Source organism: Helicobacter pylori, assembly GCF_014496965.1.
Classification (GTDB): Bacteria; Campylobacterota; Campylobacteria; order Campylobacterales; family Helicobacteraceae; genus Helicobacter; species Helicobacter pylori_CZ.
Map to the genome: position 1 here is coordinate 130,184 of NZ_JACTCR010000001.1, position 19,930 is coordinate 150,113.

17 protein-coding genes and 1 tRNA gene are annotated in these 19,930 nt (G+C 40.1%); 14 read left to right on the top strand and 4 right to left on the bottom strand.

Features of this window, described 5'->3' with window-relative positions; genetic code table 11:
• Positions 1 to 85 precede the first annotated feature (85 nt).
• From rpsL to H7O61_RS00760, 4 genes are all read left to right on the top strand, one after another.
• The gene (gene rpsL, locus H7O61_RS00745) at positions 86 to 493 is read left to right on the top strand and encodes a 30S ribosomal protein S12 (protein WP_001142321.1); all 408 of its coding nucleotides are present in this window, start codon (positions 86 to 88) and stop codon (positions 491 to 493) included.
• A 15-nt stretch (positions 494 to 508) separates the two neighbouring features.
• Positions 509 to 976 carry a 30S ribosomal protein S7 gene (gene rpsG, locus H7O61_RS00750; RefSeq protein ID WP_001918340.1) on the top strand — a complete coding sequence of 156 codons (468 nt, stop codon included), beginning with the start codon at positions 509 to 511 and terminating at the stop codon, positions 974 to 976.
• Positions 977 to 987: 11 nt separating this feature from the next.
• Positions 988 to 3,066, top strand: coding sequence for an elongation factor G (gene fusA, locus H7O61_RS00755; protein ID WP_001952367.1), 2,079 nt, complete (start codon positions 988 to 990; stop codon positions 3,064 to 3,066).
• Between the two features lie 534 nt (positions 3,067 to 3,600).
• Positions 3,601 to 3,873 carry a flagellar protein gene (locus H7O61_RS00760; RefSeq protein ID WP_187874842.1) on the top strand — a complete coding sequence of 91 codons (273 nt, stop codon included), beginning with the start codon at positions 3,601 to 3,603 and terminating at the stop codon, positions 3,871 to 3,873.
• Positions 3,874 to 4,005: 132 nt separating this feature from the next.
• Here the strand turns inward: H7O61_RS00760 and waaF are convergent, their stop codons facing one another.
• Positions 4,006 to 5,055 (bottom strand): lipopolysaccharide heptosyltransferase II, encoded by a 1,050-nt coding sequence (gene waaF, locus H7O61_RS00765; RefSeq protein WP_187874843.1) that lies wholly within the window; start codon positions 5,053 to 5,055, stop codon positions 4,006 to 4,008.
• Between the two features lie 61 nt (positions 5,056 to 5,116).
• Here waaF and hisS point away from each other — a divergent pair, with 61 nt between their 5' ends.
• The 3 genes from hisS to H7O61_RS00780 all read left to right on the top strand — a co-directional run bounded on the left by hisS (position 5,117) and on the right by H7O61_RS00780 (position 8,935).
• On the top strand, positions 5,117 to 6,445 hold the full coding sequence (gene hisS / locus H7O61_RS00770) for a histidine--tRNA ligase (RefSeq protein WP_187874844.1): 1,329 nt from the start codon (positions 5,117 to 5,119) through the stop codon (positions 6,443 to 6,445).
• Positions 6,432 to 7,472, top strand: a complete 1,041-nt coding sequence (gene asd, locus H7O61_RS00775) for an aspartate-semialdehyde dehydrogenase (RefSeq protein ID WP_187874845.1) — start codon at positions 6,432 to 6,434, stop codon at positions 7,470 to 7,472. The genes hisS and asd overlap by 14 nt, the downstream gene beginning before the upstream one ends.
• A 413-nt stretch (positions 7,473 to 7,885) precedes the next feature.
• Positions 7,886 to 8,935 carry a DUF874 family protein gene (locus H7O61_RS00780; protein WP_187874846.1) on the top strand — a complete coding sequence of 350 codons (1,050 nt, stop codon included), beginning with the start codon at positions 7,886 to 7,888 and terminating at the stop codon, positions 8,933 to 8,935.
• Positions 8,936 to 9,164: 229 nt separating this feature from the next.
• Here the strand turns inward: H7O61_RS00780 and H7O61_RS00785 are convergent, their stop codons facing one another.
• Positions 9,165 to 9,908, bottom strand: a complete 744-nt coding sequence (locus tag H7O61_RS00785; protein WP_078215929.1) for a carbonic anhydrase — start codon at positions 9,906 to 9,908, stop codon at positions 9,165 to 9,167.
• A gap of 278 nt (positions 9,909 to 10,186) precedes the next feature.
• On the opposite strand from H7O61_RS00785, the gene H7O61_RS00790 reads away from it, so the two are divergent.
• The 3 genes from H7O61_RS00790 (at position 10,187) to H7O61_RS00800 (ending at position 14,087) form a co-directional block, all read left to right on the top strand.
• The gene (locus H7O61_RS00790; RefSeq protein ID WP_187874847.1) at positions 10,187 to 11,362 is read left to right on the top strand and encodes a sugar transporter; all 1,176 of its coding nucleotides are present in this window, start codon (positions 10,187 to 10,189) and stop codon (positions 11,360 to 11,362) included.
• A gap of 168 nt (positions 11,363 to 11,530) precedes the next feature.
• On the top strand, positions 11,531 to 12,910 hold the full coding sequence (locus H7O61_RS00795) for an HP1184 family multidrug efflux MATE transporter (RefSeq protein WP_187874848.1): 1,380 nt from the start codon (positions 11,531 to 11,533) through the stop codon (positions 12,908 to 12,910).
• 25 nt (positions 12,911 to 12,935) lie between these two features.
• Complete coding sequence (locus H7O61_RS00800) at positions 12,936 to 14,087, top strand: cation:proton antiporter (RefSeq protein ID WP_000542841.1); 1,152 nt, start codon at positions 12,936 to 12,938, stop codon at positions 14,085 to 14,087.
• 4 nt (positions 14,088 to 14,091) lie between these two features.
• Here the strand turns inward: H7O61_RS00800 and H7O61_RS00805 are convergent, their stop codons facing one another.
• Positions 14,092 to 14,853 carry a tRNA 2-thiocytidine(32) synthetase TtcA gene (locus H7O61_RS00805; protein ID WP_000312878.1) on the bottom strand — a complete coding sequence of 254 codons (762 nt, stop codon included), beginning with the start codon at positions 14,851 to 14,853 and terminating at the stop codon, positions 14,092 to 14,094.
• Between the two features lie 19 nt (positions 14,854 to 14,872).
• Positions 14,873 to 16,165, bottom strand: a complete 1,293-nt coding sequence (locus H7O61_RS00810) for an MFS transporter (RefSeq protein ID WP_331459573.1) — start codon at positions 16,163 to 16,165, stop codon at positions 14,873 to 14,875.
• Positions 16,166 to 16,354: 189 nt separating this feature from the next.
• Between H7O61_RS00810 and H7O61_RS00815 the strand changes: the two genes are divergently transcribed.
• From H7O61_RS00815 to deoD, 4 genes are all read left to right on the top strand, one after another.
• Positions 16,355 to 16,432 (top strand) — tRNA-Met (locus H7O61_RS00815).
• Between the two features lie 105 nt (positions 16,433 to 16,537).
• A complete protein-coding gene (locus tag H7O61_RS00820) occupies positions 16,538 to 17,794 on the top strand; it encodes a NupC/NupG family nucleoside CNT transporter (RefSeq protein WP_187874850.1) in 1,257 nt (418 codons plus the stop codon).
• Positions 17,795 to 17,805: 11 nt separating this feature from the next.
• Entirely contained in the window at positions 17,806 to 19,047 is a 1,242-nt protein-coding gene (locus tag H7O61_RS00825; protein ID WP_187874851.1) for a phosphopentomutase, read from the top strand.
• A complete protein-coding gene (deoD, locus tag H7O61_RS00830; RefSeq protein ID WP_001947323.1) occupies positions 19,044 to 19,745 on the top strand; it encodes a purine-nucleoside phosphorylase in 702 nt (233 codons plus the stop codon). The genes H7O61_RS00825 and deoD overlap by 4 nt, the downstream gene beginning before the upstream one ends.
• Positions 19,746 to 19,930 lie beyond the last annotated feature (185 nt).

Below are 19,930 nucleotides of genomic sequence, written 5' to 3' on the forward strand. Positions count from 1 at the left end.
AAAAAATCGGTTAAGATTTTTAAAAGAAAAATTAGGGTAAAATGGGGGAACTTTTAGTTTTAAATTTTTAGAATAAGGAAGAATAGTGCCTACTATCAATCAGTTGATTAGAAAAGAAAGGAAAAAGGTGGTTAAAAAAACCAAATCACCTGCATTAGTGGAATGCCCTCAAAGGAGAGGGGTTTGTACTAGGGTTTATACGACTACCCCCAAAAAGCCTAACTCGGCTTTAAGAAAGGTCGCCAAAGTTCGTTTGACCAGTAAATTTGAAGTGATCAGTTATATCCCTGGTGAAGGGCATAACTTGCAAGAACACTCCATTGTGTTAGTGCGTGGGGGTAGGGTTAAGGATTTACCCGGTGTGAAATACCACATCGTTCGTGGTGCTTTAGACACTGCAGGGGTGAATAAAAGAACGGTTTCACGCTCTAAATATGGGACTAAAAAAGCTAAAGCGACCGACAAGAAAGCGACCGACAACAAGAAAAAATAAGAGGAAAACAAAAGCATGAGAAGAAGAAAAGCACCCGTTAGGGAGGTTTTGGGCGATCCTGTTTATGGGAACAAGGTGGTAACGAAGTTTATCAATAAAATGATGTTCGATGGCAAGAAAAGCGTAGCGGAAAAAATCATCTACAAAGCTTTCAATAAGATTGAAGAAAAAAGCGGTGAAAAAGGGATTGAAGTGTTTGAAAAAGCCCTAGAAAGAGTGCGTCCTTTAGTGGAAGTGCGCAGCAGGAGAGTGGGTGGGGCTACCTATCAAGTGCCGGTAGAAGTGAGGGTGAGCCGCCAGCAGTCGCTATCTATCCGTTGGATTTTAGAAGCGACCAGAAAACGCAATGAAAGAATGATGGTGGATAGATTGGCTAACGAGCTTATGGATGCGGCTAACGATAAGGGTGCGGCTTTTAAGAAAAAAGAAGATGTGCATAAAATGGCAGAAGCGAATAAAGCGTTCGCGCACTATCGCTGGTAATTGGAGTTAGAATGGCTAGAAAAACCCCATTAAACAGGATCAGAAATATCGGTATCGCCGCTCACATTGATGCCGGGAAAACCACCACTTCTGAAAGGATTTTATTCTATACAGGCGTGAGCCATAAGATTGGCGAAGTGCATGACGGCGCGGCGACAATGGACTGGATGGAGCAAGAAAAAGAAAGAGGGATCACTATCACTTCTGCGGCAACGACTTGCTTTTGGAGGGATCACCAAATCAATTTGATCGACACCCCAGGGCATGTGGATTTCACTATTGAAGTGGAGCGATCCATGCGCGTGCTAGATGGCGCGGTTTCGGTGTTTTGCTCGGTGGGGGGCGTGCAGCCTCAAAGCGAGACCGTGTGGCGTCAAGCGAACAAATACGGCGTGCCTAGGATTGTTTTTGTCAATAAAATGGATAGGATTGGGGCGAATTTCTATAATGTGGAAAACCAGATCAAGCAACGCTTGAAAGCTAATCCTGTGCCTATTAATATCCCTATTGGGGCTGAAGACACTTTCATTGGCGTGATTGATTTAGTCCAAATGAAAGCGATTGTTTGGAATAATGAAACCATGGGAGCCAAATACGATGTGGAAGAAATCCCTAGCGATTTGTTAGAAAAAGCTAAAGAATACCGAGAAAAGCTTGTAGAAGCCGTAGCCGAGCAAGATGAAGCCTTAATGGAAAAGTATTTGGGCGGTGAGGAATTAAGCGTTGAAGAGATCAAAAAAGGCATTAAAACAGGTTGTTTGAACATGAGTCTTGTCCCCATGCTTTGTGGTTCTTCTTTTAAAAATAAGGGCGTGCAGACTTTATTAGATGCGGTGATTGATTACTTGCCAGCACCCACAGAGGTTGTGGATATTAAGGGGATTGATCCAAAGAGCGAAGAAGAAGTTTTTGTGAAGTCCAGCGATGATGGCGAGTTTGCCGGTTTGGCGTTTAAAATCATGACGGATCCTTTTGTGGGCCAACTCACTTTTGTGCGCGTGTATCGTGGCAAGCTAGAGTCCGGTAGCTATGTGTATAACTCCACCAAAGACAAAAAAGAGCGCGTGGGAAGACTCCTTAAAATGCACTCCAATAAGAGAGAAGACATTAAAGAAGTTTATGCGGGCGAGATTTGCGCGTTTGTGGGCTTAAAAGACACGCTGACTGGGGACACGCTTTGCGATGAAAAGAACGCCGTTGTTTTAGAAAGGATGGAATTTCCTGAGCCGGTCATTCACATCGCTGTAGAGCCTAAAACGAAAGCAGACCAGGAAAAAATGGGCGTAGCGTTAGGCAAGCTTGCTGAAGAGGATCCAAGCTTTAGGGTGATGACTCAAGAAGAAACCGGGCAAACTCTCATTGGCGGTATGGGTGAATTGCACCTAGAAATCATTGTGGATAGGTTGAAGAGAGAATTTAAGGTGGAAGCTGAAATCGGTCAGCCGCAAGTCGCCTTTAGAGAGACTATCCGCTCAAGCGTGAGCAAAGAACATAAATACGCTAAGCAAAGCGGTGGTCGTGGGCAATACGGGCATGTGTTTATCAAGCTTGAACCTAAAGAGCCTGGCAGTGGGTATGAATTTGTGAATGAAATTTCTGGGGGCGTGATCCCTAAAGAATATATCCCTGCGGTGGATAAGGGTATCCAAGAAGCGATGCAAAATGGCGTTTTGGCAGGCTATCCGGTGGTGGATTTTAAAGTTACCCTTTATGATGGGAGCTACCATGATGTGGATTCTTCAGAAATGGCGTTTAAAATCGCTGGCTCTATGGCGTTTAAAGAAGCGAGTCGCGCGGCTAACCCGGTGTTACTAGAGCCTATGATGAAAGTGGAAGTGGAAGTCCCTGAAGAATACATGGGCGATGTGATTGGCGATTTGAATAGGAGAAGAGGGCAAATCAATTCTATGGACGACCGATTAGGCTTGAAAATCGTGAACGCTTTTGTGCCGTTGGTGGAAATGTTTGGTTATTCTACGGATTTACGATCAGCCACTCAAGGGCGTGGGACTTACTCTATGGAGTTTGATCATTATGGCGAAGTGCCTAGCAATATCGCTAAGGAAATTGTAGAAAAGCGCAAAGGCTGATTTTATCATAACGCTCTCTTGTGAGAGGGTGTTGTAGGTGGTTTTTAAACTTTTTCTCTTTTGGATTTGAAAAGACTTTTTGAGGGTTTTTAACCCTTTTTATCTCTCTAATTACCTTTTTTGCTATAAAATTGATTCTTGGCTCTATTGTCAAACAGGAGTAACTAAAATTTTTTAATTTTTTAAAAAATGGGGTTTTGGTTACTTTGTTTTATAGTAAAGTTTATTTTCTTTATTTAAGACTCATTTTTTTCAAGGGATAGGGGTATTTTGGAATAACTTTTTCTCTTAACATCCATAAGATCGCATTATAAGAAATTCCGCTTGACTAATCGCAAGCTTTTTTGTCTTCAATCTTAAAACGCTTTTGAGCGTTTTTATTTTTTAAGAAAAATGGCTGATTGCTCCCAAGCGTTTTTTATATGACAAAACGCAATCTGCAAATTTCTTAGTGAAAATCCTATTGGTTTCTATTCATTTACTTTTGAGAAATATAATTCTCTCGCTTTTAAAATCATCATAAGGAGTTTTCGTATGAAAAAGCAAATCTTGACAGGTGTTTTATTATCAGTTTTGGCTGTGAGTTCTGCATACGCTCACAAAGATAAAAAAGACGCCAAAAAACCTGAGTTAAGCTCTCAATTAGTGGCTCACAAAGATAAAAAAGACGCCAAAAAACCTGAGTTAAGCTCTCAATTAGTGGCTCACAAAGATAAAAAAGACGCTAAAAAACCTGAGTTAAGCTCTCAATTAGTGGCTCACAAAGATGAAAAAGGCGCTAAAAAACCTAAAAACTCAGTGGCTTAATAGCTTTGTCTCCAAAGAAAGCGTTTTCAAAACGCTTTCTTTAAACTACTCTATCAATTCTACTTTTTAAGTCTTTTATATACAGAGTGTTATCAATATGGTTACATTTTTAAAAAAGCCCATGAAGGGCGTTTAAGGCTCTTCTAAAAGAGTGTGAGCGGCTTCTAGGACTTCAAGGGGCGTGATGGATTTCATGCACAAATGGTTTTTTTCATTTTTTAAAGGGCAAACTCGTTTCTTGCAAGGCGAACAGCTTAAATGGTGGTTCAACACAATCGTTTTTTGAGCTTTATAGGGGCGAGTTTCTTTTTCATCAGTGGGGCCAAAAAGAGCGATTAAGGGGGTTTGCGTGCTAGCGGCTGCATGCATGGGACCGCTATCGTTAGTGATGAATAAATCTAAAACAGCGATGCGTTGTATCAATTCTTCAATGCTTGTTTTCCCGCACAGGTTGTAAGCGTTATGGGATAATAAGGGGTTTTTCAATAAGCTTTTAACGGATTTTAAAATCTCTTCAGAAACGATAGCGTCTTCTTTAGCCCCAAAAAAATAAATTTCATGCCCTTTTTCTAACAAAGCAACAGCGACTTCAGCGTAATAAGAAGCTGGCCATCTTTTAGCGCTCCCATAGCTTGCGCTAGGGTTAAAGCCGATTTTTTTAGGGGTGTTTGGGGTGTGAGTGGGGAGATCAAAGGCTAATTTTAAGGGTAAAACGCTTTTTTGATCCAATTCTTTTTTTAAAAATTGCGAAAATAAAAAGCAATACTTTTCCACTTGATGATACTCTTTAGGGGCAGCAGTTATCGCATGGCTGAGAAACAAAGAACGGAAAAATTGAGCAAAGCCGATGCGAATAGGCGTTTTTGTCGCATAGAGCAAAAAAGCGGAATAAAAATGGTTGTTTAATGCGATCGCTATGTCGCAACGCCCTATTTTTTGAGCGAACTTGTAAGTGGCTAGCAGCCTGAAAAAGGATTTTTTGGTGTCATCTATGAAAACGGCTTCTATTTTTTCATCTTTTTTGAAAAGTTCGCACGTAATGGTTGGGCCTACTAAGACAAAATACGCGTTAGGGTAGTGGTTTTTAAGGGTGTAAAAAAGCGAGCTTGCCATCACCCCATCGCCTAGCCAATTAGGCAAACGCAATAAAATACGCATGCGTTTGGGCGCATTTACGCTCATCAATAGCCCTTTTTTAAAGATTTTAAGCTAAAATTTTAGCATACAAATACAAGGAAATTGAATGATTACCCCTAAAGTGTTGAGCGGGTTTAAAGACCGCTTGCCTAAAGATGCGATACAAAAAGCCCAGTTGCTCGCTAAAGTTTCAGTCGTGTTTCAAAGTTTTGGTTTTGTGCCGATTGAAACCCCCCATTTGGAATACGCTGAAGTATTATTGCCTGATGCGAGCAGTGATATTCAAAAAGAAATTTATCGTTTTAAAGACCATGGGGATAGGGATGTGGCTTTAAGGTTTGATTTGACCGTGCCATTAGCCCGCTTTGTCTCTTTGCACCACCAAATATTAGGCATGCCCTTTAAACGCTACGCCATAGGCAATGTCTTTAGGGGTGAAAGGGCGCAAAAAGGGCGTTATAGGGAATTCACGCAATGCGATTTTGATTTTATAGGGAGCGAGAGTTTGGTGTGCGATGCTGAGATCATTCAAGTGATTATCGCTTCCTTAAAAGCTTTGGATTTAGAAGATTTTTGCGTCTCTATCAACCACAGAAAAATTTTGAACGGCATATGCGAATGTTTTGGCATTGCTCAAGTGAATGAAGTGCTACGCATTGTGGATAAATTAGAAAAGATTGGCTTGAATGGGGTTGAAGAAGAATTAAAAAAAGAGTGCGATTTGGATTCAAACACCATTAAAGAGCTTTTAGAAATGATTCAAATCCAACAAAACGATTTAAGCCATGCGGAATTTTTTGAAAAAATTGCTTATTTGAAAGACTATAATGAAAATCTGAAAAAGGGTATACAGGATTTAGAAAGGTTATACCAGTTGCTAGGGGATTTACAAATTTCTCAAAACTTGTATAAAATTGATTTTTCTATCGCTAGGGGATTAGGGTATTATACAGGGATTGTGTATGAAACCACGCTTAATGATATGAAGTCTTTAGGGAGCGTGTGTTCAGGGGGGCGTTACGATCATTTGACTAAAAATTTTTCTAAAGAAAATTTACAAGGGGTGGGGGCTTCTATTGGGATTGACCGATTGATTGTGGCTTTGAGTGAAATGCAATTATTAGACGAGCGTTCCACCCAAGCTAAAGTCTTAATCGCTTGCATGCATGAAGAGTATTTTTCTTACGCCAACCGCTTAGCGGAGTCTTTAAGGCAAAGCGGGATTTTTAGCGAAGTCTATCCAGAAGCTCAAAAAATCAAAAAACCCTTTTCTTATGCCAACCACAAGGGGCATGAGTTTGTGGCTGTCATTGGCGAAGAAGAATTTAAAAGCGAAACTTTAAGCTTGAAAAACATGCATTCAGGCATGCAGTTGAATTGTTTGAGTTTTTTAAAAGCCCTTGAAATCATTGGAGAAAACGATGAAGACTTATAATGTCGCTATTGTCGGGGCTAGTGGGGCGGTAGGGCAAGAGCTGATTAAAGGTTTAGAAAATTCCTTTTTCCCGATTAAAAAATTTGTCCCGCTCGCTAGCGTTAGGAGTGCTGGTAAAAAGATTAGAGCTTTCAATAAAGACTATGAAATTTTAGAAACCACGCATGAGATTTTTGAAAAAGAAGAAATAGACATCGCCTTTTTTAGCGCTGGGGGGAGCGTGAGCGAAGAATTTGCTATAAGTGCTTCAAAAACGGCCTTAGTGATTGATAACACGAGCTTTTTTAGATTGAATAAAGATGTGCCTTTAGTCGTGCCTGAAATCAACGCTAAAGAAATTTTTAACGCTCCTTTAAATATCATCGCTAACCCTAATTGCTCCACCATTCAAATGACGCAAATTTTAAACCCCTTACACCTCCATTTTAAGATAAAAAGCGTGATTGTTAGCACCTATCAAGCCGTGAGTGGGGCAGGGAACAAGGGCATAGAGAGTTTGAAAAATGAGCTAAAAACCGCATTAGAGTGTTTGGAAAAAGACTCCGCTATTGATTTAAACCAAGTCTTGCAAGCCGGGGCTTTCCCTTATCCGATCGCTTTCAATGCGATCGCTCATATTGATGTTTTTAAGGAGAATGGCTACACCAAAGAAGAGCTAAAAATGGTGCATGAAACCCATAAGATCATGGGCGTGGATTTCCCTATTAGCGCGACTTGCGTGCGCGTGCCGGTATTAAGGAGCCATAGCGAGAGTTTGAGTATCGCTTTTGAAAAAGAATTCGATCTCAAAGAAGTCTATGAAGTCTTAAAAAACGCCCCTAGCGTGGTTGTTTGCGATGATCCTAGCCATAATCTCTACCCCATGCCCCTAAAAGCGAGCCACACGGATAGCGTCTTTATAGGGCGCTTGAGGAAGGATTTGTTTGATAAGAAAACCTTGCACGGCTTTTGCGTGGCGGATCAATTAAGAGTGGGGGCAGCCACCAACGCGCTCAAAATCGCCATGCATTACATTAAGAACGCTTGAGTTTATTCAAAGATAACAAAGATGAATGCGCATGCGCTTGAATTAAGGATAAGGATCAATCTAGCCCAATCTTTCAAAAAGAGCTTTAAGTTACTAGGCTTACGATGTTAAACAAGGGTGTAATTGAATTTCTCAAGGCTTGATTGAGAGAAATGCTAATATTTGGTAGATCAAAAGGAATGATAAAGGCTTACACTCAAGCAGAGAGTGAATGCTTAGCTAGCGAGTTATTGCCTATTATTCCATTTAAAAGGGTATGAGTTTAAGGTATAAGGAAAACTTGTATCAAGTTTTGTTGGAATGGATTAGAAAAATCTGATTGGATTGACCCTTACAATTTTTCAAACCAATCGTTTAATAGCGATTAAATATGGCTATATACACTACAATAATAAGATTTTGAAAGGTTGGTAATGGAATCAGTAAAAACAGGAAAAACAAATAAAGTTGGCAAAAACGCAGAGACAGCTAACGCAAAGGCAAGTAAAGAGACTCATTTTAAACAAGCGAGTGCCATTACAAATATAATCAGATCAATTGGTGGGTTTTTTACAAAGATCGCAAAGAAAGTTAGAGAACTTGTGAAAAAACACCCCAAGAAAAGCAGTGCGGCATTAGTAGTATTGACCCATGTTGCGTGCAGGAAAGCGAAAGAATTAGACGATAAAGTCCAGGATAAATCCAAACAAGCTGAAAAAGAAAATCAAATCAATTGGTGGAAATATTCAGGATTAACAATAGCGACAAGTTTATTATTAGCCGCTTGTAGCGCTGGTGATATTGATAAACAAATAGAACTAGAACAAGAAAAAAAGGAAGCTGAAAATGCTAGGGATAGAGCAAACAAGAGTGGGATAGAACTGGAACAAGAAAAGCAAAAGACCATTAAAGAACAGAAAGATCTCATTAAAAAAGCAGAACAAAATTGCCAAGAAAATCATGGCCAATTCTTTATTAAAAAAGTAGGAATTAAGGGTGGCATTGGTATAGAAATAGAAGCTGAATGCAAAACCCCTAAACCCACAAAAACCAATCAAACCCCTATCCAGCCAAAACACCTCCCAAACTCTAAACAACCCCGCTCTCAAAGAGGATCAAAAGCGCAAGAGCTTATAGCTTATTTGCAAAAAGAGCTAGAATCTCTGCCCTATTCACAAAAAGCTATCGCTAAACAAGTGGATTTTTATAAACCAAGTTCTATCGCTTATTTAGAATTAGATCCTAGAGATTTTAACGTTGCAGAAGAATGGCAAAAAGAGAATCTAAAAATACGCTCTAAAGCTCAAGCTAAAATGCTTGAAATGAGAAATTTAAAACCAGACCCACAAGCCCACCTTTCAACCTCTCAAAGCCTTTTGTTCGTTCAAAAAATATTTGCTGATGTTAATAAAGAAATAGAAGCAGTTGCTAATACTGAAAAAAAAGTAGAAAAAGCGGGTTATGGTTATAGTAAAAGGATGTAGGCATAAGAAAACACCATAAAATCGTTCTTAGCTTATTTATGGTATTTTAAAAACTCTGTGTTACCCAATCAGAACAGAGCCTTTTTTAAACTCCTTAGTAGGAATCCCAATCGTTTTTAGCGTTTGAGCGTTTCACAAAATACAAGCGTTTGCAATTTTTAGCGGTGTTTTATTGGAATAATTTTTATCTCCCTCTTTATAAAGAGAGAGTCTTCATTTTAGCGGATCTTTAACGGGTCTCAGCTGAGCTTTTAATGATCACGGTGTTGTAGTCAGGTTGGACGGGGCGTTGGTTGGGCGAATTTTTCATGCGTTTTTTGATTTCAGCCAATTGTTTGGCAGAGACTTCCAAAGGCTCTTCTATCACAAACCATGCCACCCCTTCTGTGCAAGGAGGAGCGGTGAGAGAGCCGTTAAAATGGTAGTAATTGATGCTTTTAGGCAAGAAAGCGTCTAAAGCCACCTCTTTAAAATTTTGTTTCTTTTGAATGCCTTCTAAAATAGGATCAAGGTTGGGGTTTTCTTTCCCTTCTTCAAAACCAATCGCTAACACTAACAAACGCCCTTTAGCGTCTTTATGCACGAAATGCGCACTCAAAGGCCTGGTTTTATTATTGATTAAAAACTCCATAGGGGCGTGGAAATGCACATTATCCAGCACATAGTCATGCCCTCTATAATTAATGTGGTTAGTCGGCTCAAACGAAGCTTTTAAAGTGTGGTGGGTGAAAAAGACCGCTTTAGGCTTAGAAGCGGCGTATTTGAATTGCAAATCGGCTTTATCTTGCGTGTGGTAGTAATGCTCAATGTTGATGGGCGATTGGCTTTTACCGCTTTTGCACACTTCAAAATCTTTGTGCAATTTGTCCCAACGGTGCGGGCCATTTTCTTTATTTTTATAATCCCATTTGGTGTTTTCAGCGCCTATAAGAGAAGCGGCTAACGCTAAAGCGATCAAAAAAGTTTTTTTCATTTTAATTATCCTTTGTTCTAAAATTCTAAAATTATAGAAAGGCAACGGCTTAATTTTAGCGCTTAATAAACAATGACCGCAGTTACAAAAAATAGATTGGTTAAAAGTTGGAAATGATTTTAAATTCTGTTTTATATGGTAACAACTCTATTAAATTTTAATGCGCCTATGGAGCGGGAATATTTGTTTCAATCAGCCCCCAATTTACAAGCGGTTAAAATTTTTGTCTTATACTCCAAGTTTTCAAATGGAATAAAATTTAACCCCTTAAGATTTAAATGATGATGACCAAACAATCGTATCAAAGATTCGCTTTAATGCGGGTTTTTGTGTTTTCGCTTTCGGCGTTTATTTTTAACACCACGGAGTTTGTTCCTGTCGCATTGTTATCAGATATTGCGAAAAGTTTTGAAATGGAGAGCGCGACAGTGGGGCTTATGATCACTGCTTATGCATGGGTGGTGTCTCTTGGATCATTGCCCTTGATGCTGCTTAGCGCTAAAGTTGAAAGGAAACGCTTACTGCTTTTTCTTTTTGCCCTTTTTATTGCTAGCCATATCCTTTCAGTGCTAGCGTGGAATTTTTGGGTGTTACTCATTTCTCGTATAGGTATTGCTTTTGCCCACTCTATTTTTTGGTCCATCACGGCTTCTTTAGTCATTCGTGTCGCACCCATTGGCAGGAAACAGCAAGCCTTAGGGTTATTAGCGCTAGGGAGTTCGTTGGCGATGATTTTGGGGTTACCGCTTGGGAGAATCATCGGGCAAATGTTAGATTGGCGCTCCACTTTTGGCGTGATTGGGGGTGTTGCGACTCTTATAATGCTGCTTATGTGGAAATTGCTCCCGCATTTACCGAGTAGAAACGCCGGCACGCTCGCAAGTGTCCCTATATTAATGAAACGCCCGCTTTTAGTGGGGATTTATTTGCTTGTGATCATGGTTATCTCTGGGCATTTCACCACTTATAGCTATATTGAGCCTTTTATCATTCAAATCAGCCAATTTTCTCCTGACATTACGACGCTAATGCTGTTTGTGTTTGGGTTAGCAGGCGTGGCAGGGAGTTTTTTATTCGGCCGTTTGTACGCGAAAAACTCAAGAAAATTTATCGCTTTTGCAATGGTTTTAGTTATTTGCCCGCAACTCTTGCTTTTTGTGTTTAAAAACTTGGAGTGGGTGATCTTTTTGCAGATTTTCTTGTGGGGGATTGGGATCACTTCGCTTGGGATCTCCTTGCAAATGAGAGTGTTGCAACTTGCACCGGACGCTACGGACGTTGCGAGCGCGATCTATTCAGGGAGCTATAATGTGGGGATTGGATCAGGTGCGTTGTTTGGCAGTATTGTGATCCACCAATTAGGGCTAGGGTATATTGGCTTTGTGGGTGGGGCTTTGGGGTTGTTGGCGCTATTTTGGCTTAGATTCATTACGATAAAGTTTAAAAAAACTTAAAGGGCGTTAATGGACTACCCAATAAAGGAAAATCCCTTTCGCACTAAAAACCATTTTTTAAACTTTAATGGTGCTGCTTAAATCCAATTGCGCGAATGGGTAGATTGCCTCTCTTTTTATGTTAAAATAAAAGAATTTGTCATGAATTTTAAGCGGTGTGGGGTTTAAATGCTCAAAAAAAAGATTGATTTGCATAAAGATTCTATTAGGAAGCTCTTTTTTTATTATTTTATCCCTTTAGCTTTTTCTATGATCTCACTTTCCACTTACTCTATGATAGATGGCATGTTTGTGGGCAAGAAACTGGGTAAAGAAGCTATCGCTGCGGTCAATATCGCATGGCCTATTTTTCCAGGACTCATTGCGTATGAATTGCTTTTTGGTTTTGGGGCAGCGAGTATTGTGGGGTATTTTTTAGGTCAAAATAAAACCCATAGGGCTAGGCTTGTGTTTAGCAGCGTGTTTTATTTTGTCGCTATAAGCGCCTTTATTTTGAGCATGGCGCTACTGCCTTTTAGCGAAACTATCGCGCGTTTTTTTGGGAGCAATGACGCTTTATTGAGCATGTCCAAACGCTACATTGAAATCATTTTAATGGGCTCTGTTTTTATGGTTTTGCACCCTTTAGCGGATGTCTTTGTGGTGAATGACAAACGCCCCGTTTTAGCGATGGTGGCGATGTTAATTGGCTCGTTAGCGAATATCTTTTTTAACTACTGGTTTATTTTTGTGTTGGAAGTGGGGGTTCAAGGCAGCGCGATAGCCACCGTGATAGGGCATGCGATAGGGGTTTTAGTCTTAATGCAGCATTTTTGGCGCAAAAAAGGGCAGTTGTATTTCATCAAACGATTTTCTTTGTCTTCGGTCATTTCTTCAGCTAAAAGCGGCGTGCCTCAAAGCACGGCAGAATTTAGCGCTTCTATTATGATTTTATTGTTTAATACCGCTATCATGCACACGGCAGGGGAAAGGTTTGTGAGCATGTATGGGATCGTTATGTATAATGCGATTATCTTTTTTACGACTTTGTTTGCGATCTCTCAAGGCATCCAACCGATTGCGAGTTTTAGCTATGGGGCTAGAAATTTAGAGCGCGTGCGAGCCGTGTTTGTCTTTGGTTTGAAAGCAGCGTTTTGTATAGGGATTTTTTTCTATGGCGCTTATTATTTCCTAGATGAATTTTTAATCAAGCTTTATTTGCAGCCAAGCGAGCAAGACCCCCTTTTTATGCAAGAGACTAAAAGAGCGATGAATATTTACTACATCGGCTATGTTTTTTTAGGCATGACTTTGTTGTGCGCGGTGTTTTTCCAATCCATCCAACGCACTAAAAGTTCGTTTATCATCACTCTTTCGCACACGCTGGGGTTTATTATTGTCCTATTGCCGATTTTAAGCCATTTCTATGGGATTAATGGCATTTGGGTAACTTACCCTATCGCGCAATTTTTAGCGTTTTTGGTAGCGTTAGGGGTAACTTATTATGAAATTAAAAAAGGGGTTTTCACCACTTATAAAGAGAAAAACCCTATCGCTTTGAAAACTTAACCAATAAATAAGGTAAAATTAAAACATGCATGCAGAATTTTTCACTTTCGCGCTCATTATGCTTTTAATCGTGATAGCCCCTTATGTGTCTAGAATCTCTCGTTTGCCTATCACGGTTGTGGAGATTTTATTTGGGTCTGTTGGGGCGTATGTGGGTTTTATTGAGCCAACTAAGGGCTTTGAAATCATGTCTGAAATTGGCTTTTTGTTTTTAATGTTTTTATGCGGTTTGGAAGTGGAAATTTATTTGTTTAAAAAATTAGGGGTTTCTCTTTTAAAACGCATTTTTGCTTATCTGTTGATCTTATACACGCTTTCGTTTATCCTTACTTTTAGCCTTAATTTAGAGCCTATTTTTATGGTGATTTTCCCTATCATTAGTTTGGGCATGATCATGACTTTAGTCAAAGATTATCGTAAAGAGATTTTGTGGCTTGATTTGGTTTTAAAAGTGGGCGTTATTGGGGAGTTGTTAAGCATTTTTGGTTTGGTAGTCGTGGATGGGGTGTATTCGCATGGTTTGGGCATGGATTTGATTAAAGATTTGGGCATTCTCATTGTTTTTCTCATCTTAATTATCGTGGCGTTTCAAATCTTTAAGACTTTGTTTTGGTGGTTCCCGCATTTAAAGCTTTTTGTGATGCCTAAAAGCAGTCAGTTCAACCAAGACGTGCGTTTTTCGCTCATGCTCTTTTTTTCCTTGGTTGCGATCGTGGTGTGGCTCAAAATAGAAATGGTTTTAGGGGCGTTTTTGGCGGGGTTAGTCGTTTCTACTTTTTTCCCTCATAAATCAGAGCTGATCCACAAGCTCAATGATGTGGGTTTTGGGTTTTTTGTGCCTTTGTTTTTCATCCATGTAGGCTCTACTTTAGACTTAAAATTAGTGTTTTTAAACCCGCATTTGATCCTTCAAGGGATATTGATTGTCATAGCGATGTTAAGCTTGCACTTGATCACTTCAACCTTATTGTGGCGCAAATACTTTAAAGAAGCTAAGCATTTATTTTCATTCGCCTTAGGGGCTTCTATGCCTTTAACTTTTTTAGTCACCACCGCAGCAGTGGGTTTAAAAGCGCAAGCGATCTCGCAAAACACCTATTACGCGTTGCTCATGGCGGCTATTTTTGAAGGGGTGTTATTCACCATTGCGATTAAAATGCTCAACAAAAAAGCTTAAAGCTTTAAGCGTCTAAATACTTAGCGTCGCTAAAGCTGTTCGCTTGAACGTTATTAAACGCGTTTTCTAAGCTGTCAAAGAAATGAGGGTGCAAGTTTTGCATTTCTTTTAAGAAATTTTTAGTGGCTAATCGCGCGATAGGGGGTTTATCGGAAGTGGGCTGTTTGGCTGGGCAATTGCAATCAGGAGCAACCGGGATATTTTGAGAAGTGACAAAATGAATGCTACTGGCTTCTCGAACCTTAATCAAAGGGCGGATCACTAATAAGCCGTTTTCAGCCCTATAAATGGGGGGCATGCTCCTCAAACTCCCGTTATAAGTGAAATTCATAAAAAAGCTCTCCACCGCATCATCTAAATGGTGCGCGATAGCGACTTTATTATAGCCTTCTTCTAAAGCCTTAGAATACAAAGTCCCTCTCCTCAAACGAGAGCAAAACGAACAAAACGAGCTTTTTTCACGGCGTTTTTCGTTGATCGTGGCAGCGATTTGGGTGTAAATGATCTCATGCTCAATGCCTTGTTCTTGGCACAAATCGCTCAACCATTTTAAATTTTCGCCCAAACCATAATGCACGGTAACCGCTTTAAAATCAAATTTGAAAGGGGCATGTTTTTGCATCCTGGCTAAGATGCAAGCGAGCATGATAGAATCCTTACCCCCGCTCAACCCTAACAAGATTTTATCGCCTTCTTCTATGAGTTTGTAAGTGGCGTTGGTCTTGCCTACAATGTGCAAGACTTTTTTGGAAATTTCATAAGCCATTTTTGATCCTTGATTATGTTTATTTTCTAAAGTTTCGCGCTAAGCGAATGATTTCTTCTTCGCTAATGTGATCGGAATTATATTTCACAATAATGATTTCTTCGCTAATATTGACATACCATTCAATGATTTTGTCCCCTAAAGTTTCAAATTGTTCCTCACTATAAGCGTCTAAGGGGAAATAGACATTTTTTTGCTTGGAAGGGTTATGGAGCAAAAAGAGCGATAGTCCCCAAATAAGCCCTAAAGCTACAATGATTAAACTCGTGTTAGAAACGCCTAAATGATGATAGCTTAACCCCCCGCTCACGCCCCCAACAAAGCTCCCTAAATAGCCAAAAGTAGTGAATTGCCCTAAAACCTTGCCTTTTTCATTTGCTCTGGCGAACTTAGACGCTAAAGATTGCATGATAGGCTCTAAGGTGGCAAAGCCAATAAAGAAAAACGCCACCCCAACAATAAAAAGCCATAAATATTTACCCAAAAAGCTAGAGTCCGCTAAAAACAAGCACAAATAACTCACAATAAACAACAACACGCCAGAAAGCATCACCCCCTTAGGCTTGTTGTATTTTTCAGCCATAACGCTCGCTATCCCCATGCTTAAAACCCCCAATAAGGCTCCAGGCACATACACTAAGATTAAAAAGCTTTCATCTTTATGAAATTCATTCACTAAGGCTAAAGGGATTAGCACAAAAATAAGCGTCATGAACGCTTTTTCAAAAAAAGAGCTTATGTATAAAAGATACAAGGCTTTAGAGTTGGGTTGATAAGCCTTTATGTTTTTGATTTGGTAAGAAATTTTAGGGGCGTCTTTGACTTTTAAAAGCATCAATAAACTCAATAAGGTTAAGATCGCCGTGAGCAAGAAGAGCCATTTTGCCCCCCCCAAAAACGCCACAACCCCAGGACCTATGGCCATGCTTATGGTAAAACTAATGAAAATAAACGCCCCCATGATGGCCATGGCTTTGGTGCGCTCTTCTTCTTTCACTTCATCCGCCACCATCGCACTAACGACCCCCCCTAAAGCCCCCATGCCTTGAATGAAGCGCCCGATAACGAGCGTGATAATATCGTTCGCCACAAAGCACACTAACGAGCCAATTAAAAACAATAACAAGCACACCATAACGACCACTTTACGGCCGATTTTATCGCTAAGAATGCCCATGGGGGTTTGAAAAATGATTTGCGTGAGATACGCTCCGCCCACCGCCAAACCTATAAGCAAAGGACTGCTTGAATGGAAACTATCCGCATACAAACTGATGACAGGCAAAACGATAAAAAGCCCTAAAAACCGCAACGACGACACTAACGCTAATGGAAAAATTTTCTTAAACATGCGGGTTATTTTACAAGAAAATCTCTAATTTTTATCATTAATTTAGGAAAGTAGGATTGATAATAAAAGTTTAATGGATTTTTAATGGATTTTTAAGAAAATTTTTTGTATAATCTTATTCTTTATTTTTTTGCTTTGTATTTTGCTTGCGTCAAGGTAGCTCAGCTGGTTTAGAGCGCTGGTCTCATAAGCCGGAGGTCGGGGGTTCAAGTCCCCCTCTTGACACCATGATTTGATTTAATCTTCATTTAATTTTCGTTTAATCTTTTTTTTAGCAAACCTAAACTACAATAGCGTTGCATCTTTTAATTTCTTAACATTAGGGATTTGACGATGATTTTTAGCTCTCTTTTTAGTGTTGTAGGGATGGCGGTGCTTTTTCTTATTGCTTGGGTGTTTTCTGGCAATAAAAGGGCTATAAATTATCGCACGATTGTCAGCGCCTTTGTGATTCAAGTGGCTTTAGGGGCGTTGGCTTTATATGTGCCTTTGGGCAGAGAAATACTGCAGGGTTTAGCTAGCGGCATACAAAGCGTGATTGGTTACGGCTATGAGGGGGTGCGCTTTTTATTTGGCAATCTCGCTCCAAACGCTAAGGGCGATCAAGGGATAGGGGGCTTTATCTTTGCAATCAACGTTTTAGCGATCATTATCTTTTTTGCTAGCTTGATTTCACTTCTATATTATTTAAAAATCATGCCTTTAGTGATCAACCTCATCGGCGGGGCGTTGCAAAAATGCTTAGGAACTTCTAAAGCAGAAAGCATGAGCGCAGCGGCTAATATTTTTGTAGCGCACACCGAAGCGCCCTTAGTCATTAAACCCTATTTGAAAAGCATGAGCGATTCAGAGATTTTTGCGGTCATGTGCGTGGGCATGGCTAGCGTTGCGGGGCCTGTGTTAGCCGGGTATGCGAGCATGGGCATTCCTTTGCCTTATTTAATAGCCGCTTCGTTTATGTCCGCTCCTGGGGGTTTGTTGTTCGCTAAAATCATTTACCCGCAAAACGAAACCATTTCTAGCCATGCAGATGTTTCTGCAGAAAAGCATGTCAATGCCATAGAAGCTATCGCTAATGGGGCAAGCACAGGGTTAAATTTAGCTTTGCATGTGGGAGCGATGCTTTTAGCCTTTGTGGGGATGCTTGCGCTCATTAACGGGCTTTTAGGGGTTGTAGGGGGATTTTTAGGCATGGAGCATTTGTCTTTGGGGTTGATTTTAGGCACGCTCTTAAAACCCTTAGCCTTTATGCTAGGCATTCCTTGGAGCCAGGCCGGGATTGCTGGAGAAATCATAGGCATTAAAATCGCGCTCAATGAATTTGTGGGCTATATGCAATTTTTACCTTATTTGGGCGATAACCCTCCTTTAATCTTGAGCGAGAAAACTAAAGCGATCATCACTTTTGCGTTGTGCGGGTTTGCTAACTTAAGCTCAGTCGCTATGCTCATTGGGGGGCTTGGCAGTTTAGTGCCTAAAAAGAAAGATCTCATTGTAAGGCTTGCTTTAAAAGCGGTGCTTGTAGGCACGCTTTCTAATTTCATGAGCGCGACTATCGCTGGGTTATTCATAGGGCTAAACGCTCATTAAAAGGACAAAACATGCAAAAAAGAGTGGTAATCTTATTACTGGATTCTTTTGGTATAGGGGCTAGTGAAGACGCTAGAGATTTTGGCGATTTGGGAGCGAACACTTTAGGCAATATCGCTAAGGCTTGTTTTAACAACCTAGCTGATTCTAACGATCGCAATGGGGCTTTGAAACTGCCTTATTTAGAGAGTTTGGGTTTAGGGTTGAGCGCTTTAAAAGCCGCCAATGAATTGCCCTTAGGCTTTGAATCTAAACCGAATCTAATAGGGGCTTACGCTTATGCGCAAGAACTTTCTAGCGCTAAGGATACGATTTCTGGGCATTGGGAGATGATGGGCGCGCCCGTTCTTTTTGAGTGGGGGTATTTTAAAGACAAAAACAATTCCTTCCCTAAAGAAATTTTAGATGAGATTATGCGTAAAACTAAGATTAAGGGTTATTTAGGGAATTGCCACGCATCAGGGACAGAAATCATCAAAGATTTAGGCGAAAAGCATTTAGAAACTCTATACCCCATTTTTTACACTTCAGCGGATTCGGTGTTTCAAATCGCTGTGCATGAAGAAAAGTTTGGATTGGATAATCTTTATACTCTTTGTGAAGAAGCGTTTCAAATTCTAGAACCTTTAAAGATCGCTAGAGTGATCGCACGCCCCTTTGTTGGCGCAAATAGAGAGGATTTCAAACGCACCGCTCATCGCAAAGACTATGCGATAAAGCCCCATAAAAAATTGCTTTTTGAAACATTCATTGAAGAAAAACAAGGCGAAGTCATTAGCATTGGAAAAATCGCTGATATTTACGCTCATGTGGGGATCACTCAAAAGTTCAAAGCCGGTAGTTTAATGGAATTATGCGATGTTACTTTAGAGCAGGTCAAAAACGCTAAAAACAACAGCTTGATTTTTACGAATTTTGTGCATTTTGATAGCGATTATGGGCATAGGCGCGATATTAGCGGGTATGCTAACGCTTTAGAGTATTTTGATGCGCGCTTAAAAGAGGTTTTAGAAAATTTAAGAGAAAACGATTTGCTCATTCTTTGCGCCGATCATGGGTGCGATCCCAGCTTTAAAGGCACGGATCACACCCGAGAATACATTCCTGTTTTGTTCTATCATAAAGATTTGCAACCAGCCTTTTTAGGCAAGAGCGAGTCGTTTGCGGATATTGGGCAAAGCATTGCCCACTTTTTGGGATTAAGCCCCTTAGATTATGGCAAAAACTTATTAAACTTTAAAGGACAATCATGACCCCTCACATCAACGCCAAAATCGGCGATTTTTACCCTCAATGCCTTTTATGCGGCGATCCTTTAAGGGTGAGCTACATTGCGAAAAAATTCTTACAAGACGCCAAAGAGATCACGAATGTGCGTAACATGCTAGGCTTTAGCGGGAAGTATAAGGGTAAGGGGATTTCTTTAATGGGGCATGGCATGGGCATTGCGTCATGCACGATTTATGTAACAGAGCTCATTAAAACCTATCAGGTTAAAGAGCTTTTAAGGATTGGCACTTGCGGGGCGATTAGCCCAAAAGTTGGCCTGAAAGACATTGTCATGGCCACTGGAGCTTCAACGGATTCTAAAACCAATCGGGTGCGTTTTTTAAACCACGATTTGAGTGCAACGCCTGATTTTGAATTGAGTTTAAGGGCGTATCAAACAGCAAAGCGTTTGGGTATTGATTTGAAAATAGGCAATGTTTTTTCAAGCGATTTTTTCTATTCTTTTGAAACGCATGCTTTTGATTTAATGGCCCAATACAACCACTTGGCTATTGAAATGGAAGCGGCAGGGTTATACGCCACGGCGATGGAATTGAACGCTAAAGCTTTATGTTTATGTTCTGTCTCAGATCACTTGATCACTAAAGAAGCCCTAAGCCCTAAAGAAAGAATAGAAAGCTTTGATAACATGATCACTCTAGCCTTAGAGATGATGAGTTAGCCTTTTTTGTTGCCCCCATAAGTTAAGGATAAACTTTTAAGGAAAACCCTTAAAGCTAAAAGCCTTAAGGGAACTTTGGAAAAACAAAAGCTATCGTTTTACAGAAACTTCGTTTTACAAAACTATCGCTTCAATAAAACAACCACTTTACACCCCAAAAACGAAATTTCAAGGTATAATGTTTT

Excerpts from the sequence above, each read along its gene's own strand:
- rpsG (WP_001918340.1), top strand. The coding sequence starts at position 509 with ATGAGAAGAAGAAAAGCACCCGTTAGGGAGGTTTTGGGCGATCCTGTT.
- fusA (WP_001952367.1), top strand. The coding sequence starts at position 988 with ATGGCTAGAAAAACCCCATTAAACAGGATCAGAAATATCGGTATCGCC.
- H7O61_RS00760 (WP_187874842.1), top strand. The coding sequence starts at position 3,601 with ATGAAAAAGCAAATCTTGACAGGTGTTTTATTATCAGTTTTGGCTGTG.
- waaF (WP_187874843.1), bottom strand. The coding sequence starts at position 5,055 with ATGAGCGTAAATGCGCCCAAACGCATGCGTATTTTATTGCGTTTGCCT.
- hisS (WP_187874844.1), top strand. The coding sequence starts at position 5,117 with ATGATTACCCCTAAAGTGTTGAGCGGGTTTAAAGACCGCTTGCCTAAA.
- asd (WP_187874845.1), top strand. The coding sequence starts at position 6,432 with ATGAAGACTTATAATGTCGCTATTGTCGGGGCTAGTGGGGCGGTAGGG.
- H7O61_RS00780 (WP_187874846.1), top strand. The coding sequence starts at position 7,886 with ATGGAATCAGTAAAAACAGGAAAAACAAATAAAGTTGGCAAAAACGCA.
- H7O61_RS00785 (WP_078215929.1), bottom strand. The coding sequence starts at position 9,908 with ATGAAAAAAACTTTTTTGATCGCTTTAGCGTTAGCCGCTTCTCTTATA.
- H7O61_RS00790 (WP_187874847.1), top strand. The coding sequence starts at position 10,187 with ATGATGATGACCAAACAATCGTATCAAAGATTCGCTTTAATGCGGGTT.
- H7O61_RS00795 (WP_187874848.1), top strand. The coding sequence starts at position 11,531 with ATGCTCAAAAAAAAGATTGATTTGCATAAAGATTCTATTAGGAAGCTC.
- H7O61_RS00800 (WP_000542841.1), top strand. The coding sequence starts at position 12,936 with ATGCATGCAGAATTTTTCACTTTCGCGCTCATTATGCTTTTAATCGTG.
- H7O61_RS00805 (WP_000312878.1), bottom strand. The coding sequence starts at position 14,853 with ATGGCTTATGAAATTTCCAAAAAAGTCTTGCACATTGTAGGCAAGACC.
- H7O61_RS00820 (WP_187874850.1), top strand. The coding sequence starts at position 16,538 with ATGATTTTTAGCTCTCTTTTTAGTGTTGTAGGGATGGCGGTGCTTTTT.
- H7O61_RS00825 (WP_187874851.1), top strand. The coding sequence starts at position 17,806 with ATGCAAAAAAGAGTGGTAATCTTATTACTGGATTCTTTTGGTATAGGG.
- deoD (WP_001947323.1), top strand. The coding sequence starts at position 19,044 with ATGACCCCTCACATCAACGCCAAAATCGGCGATTTTTACCCTCAATGC.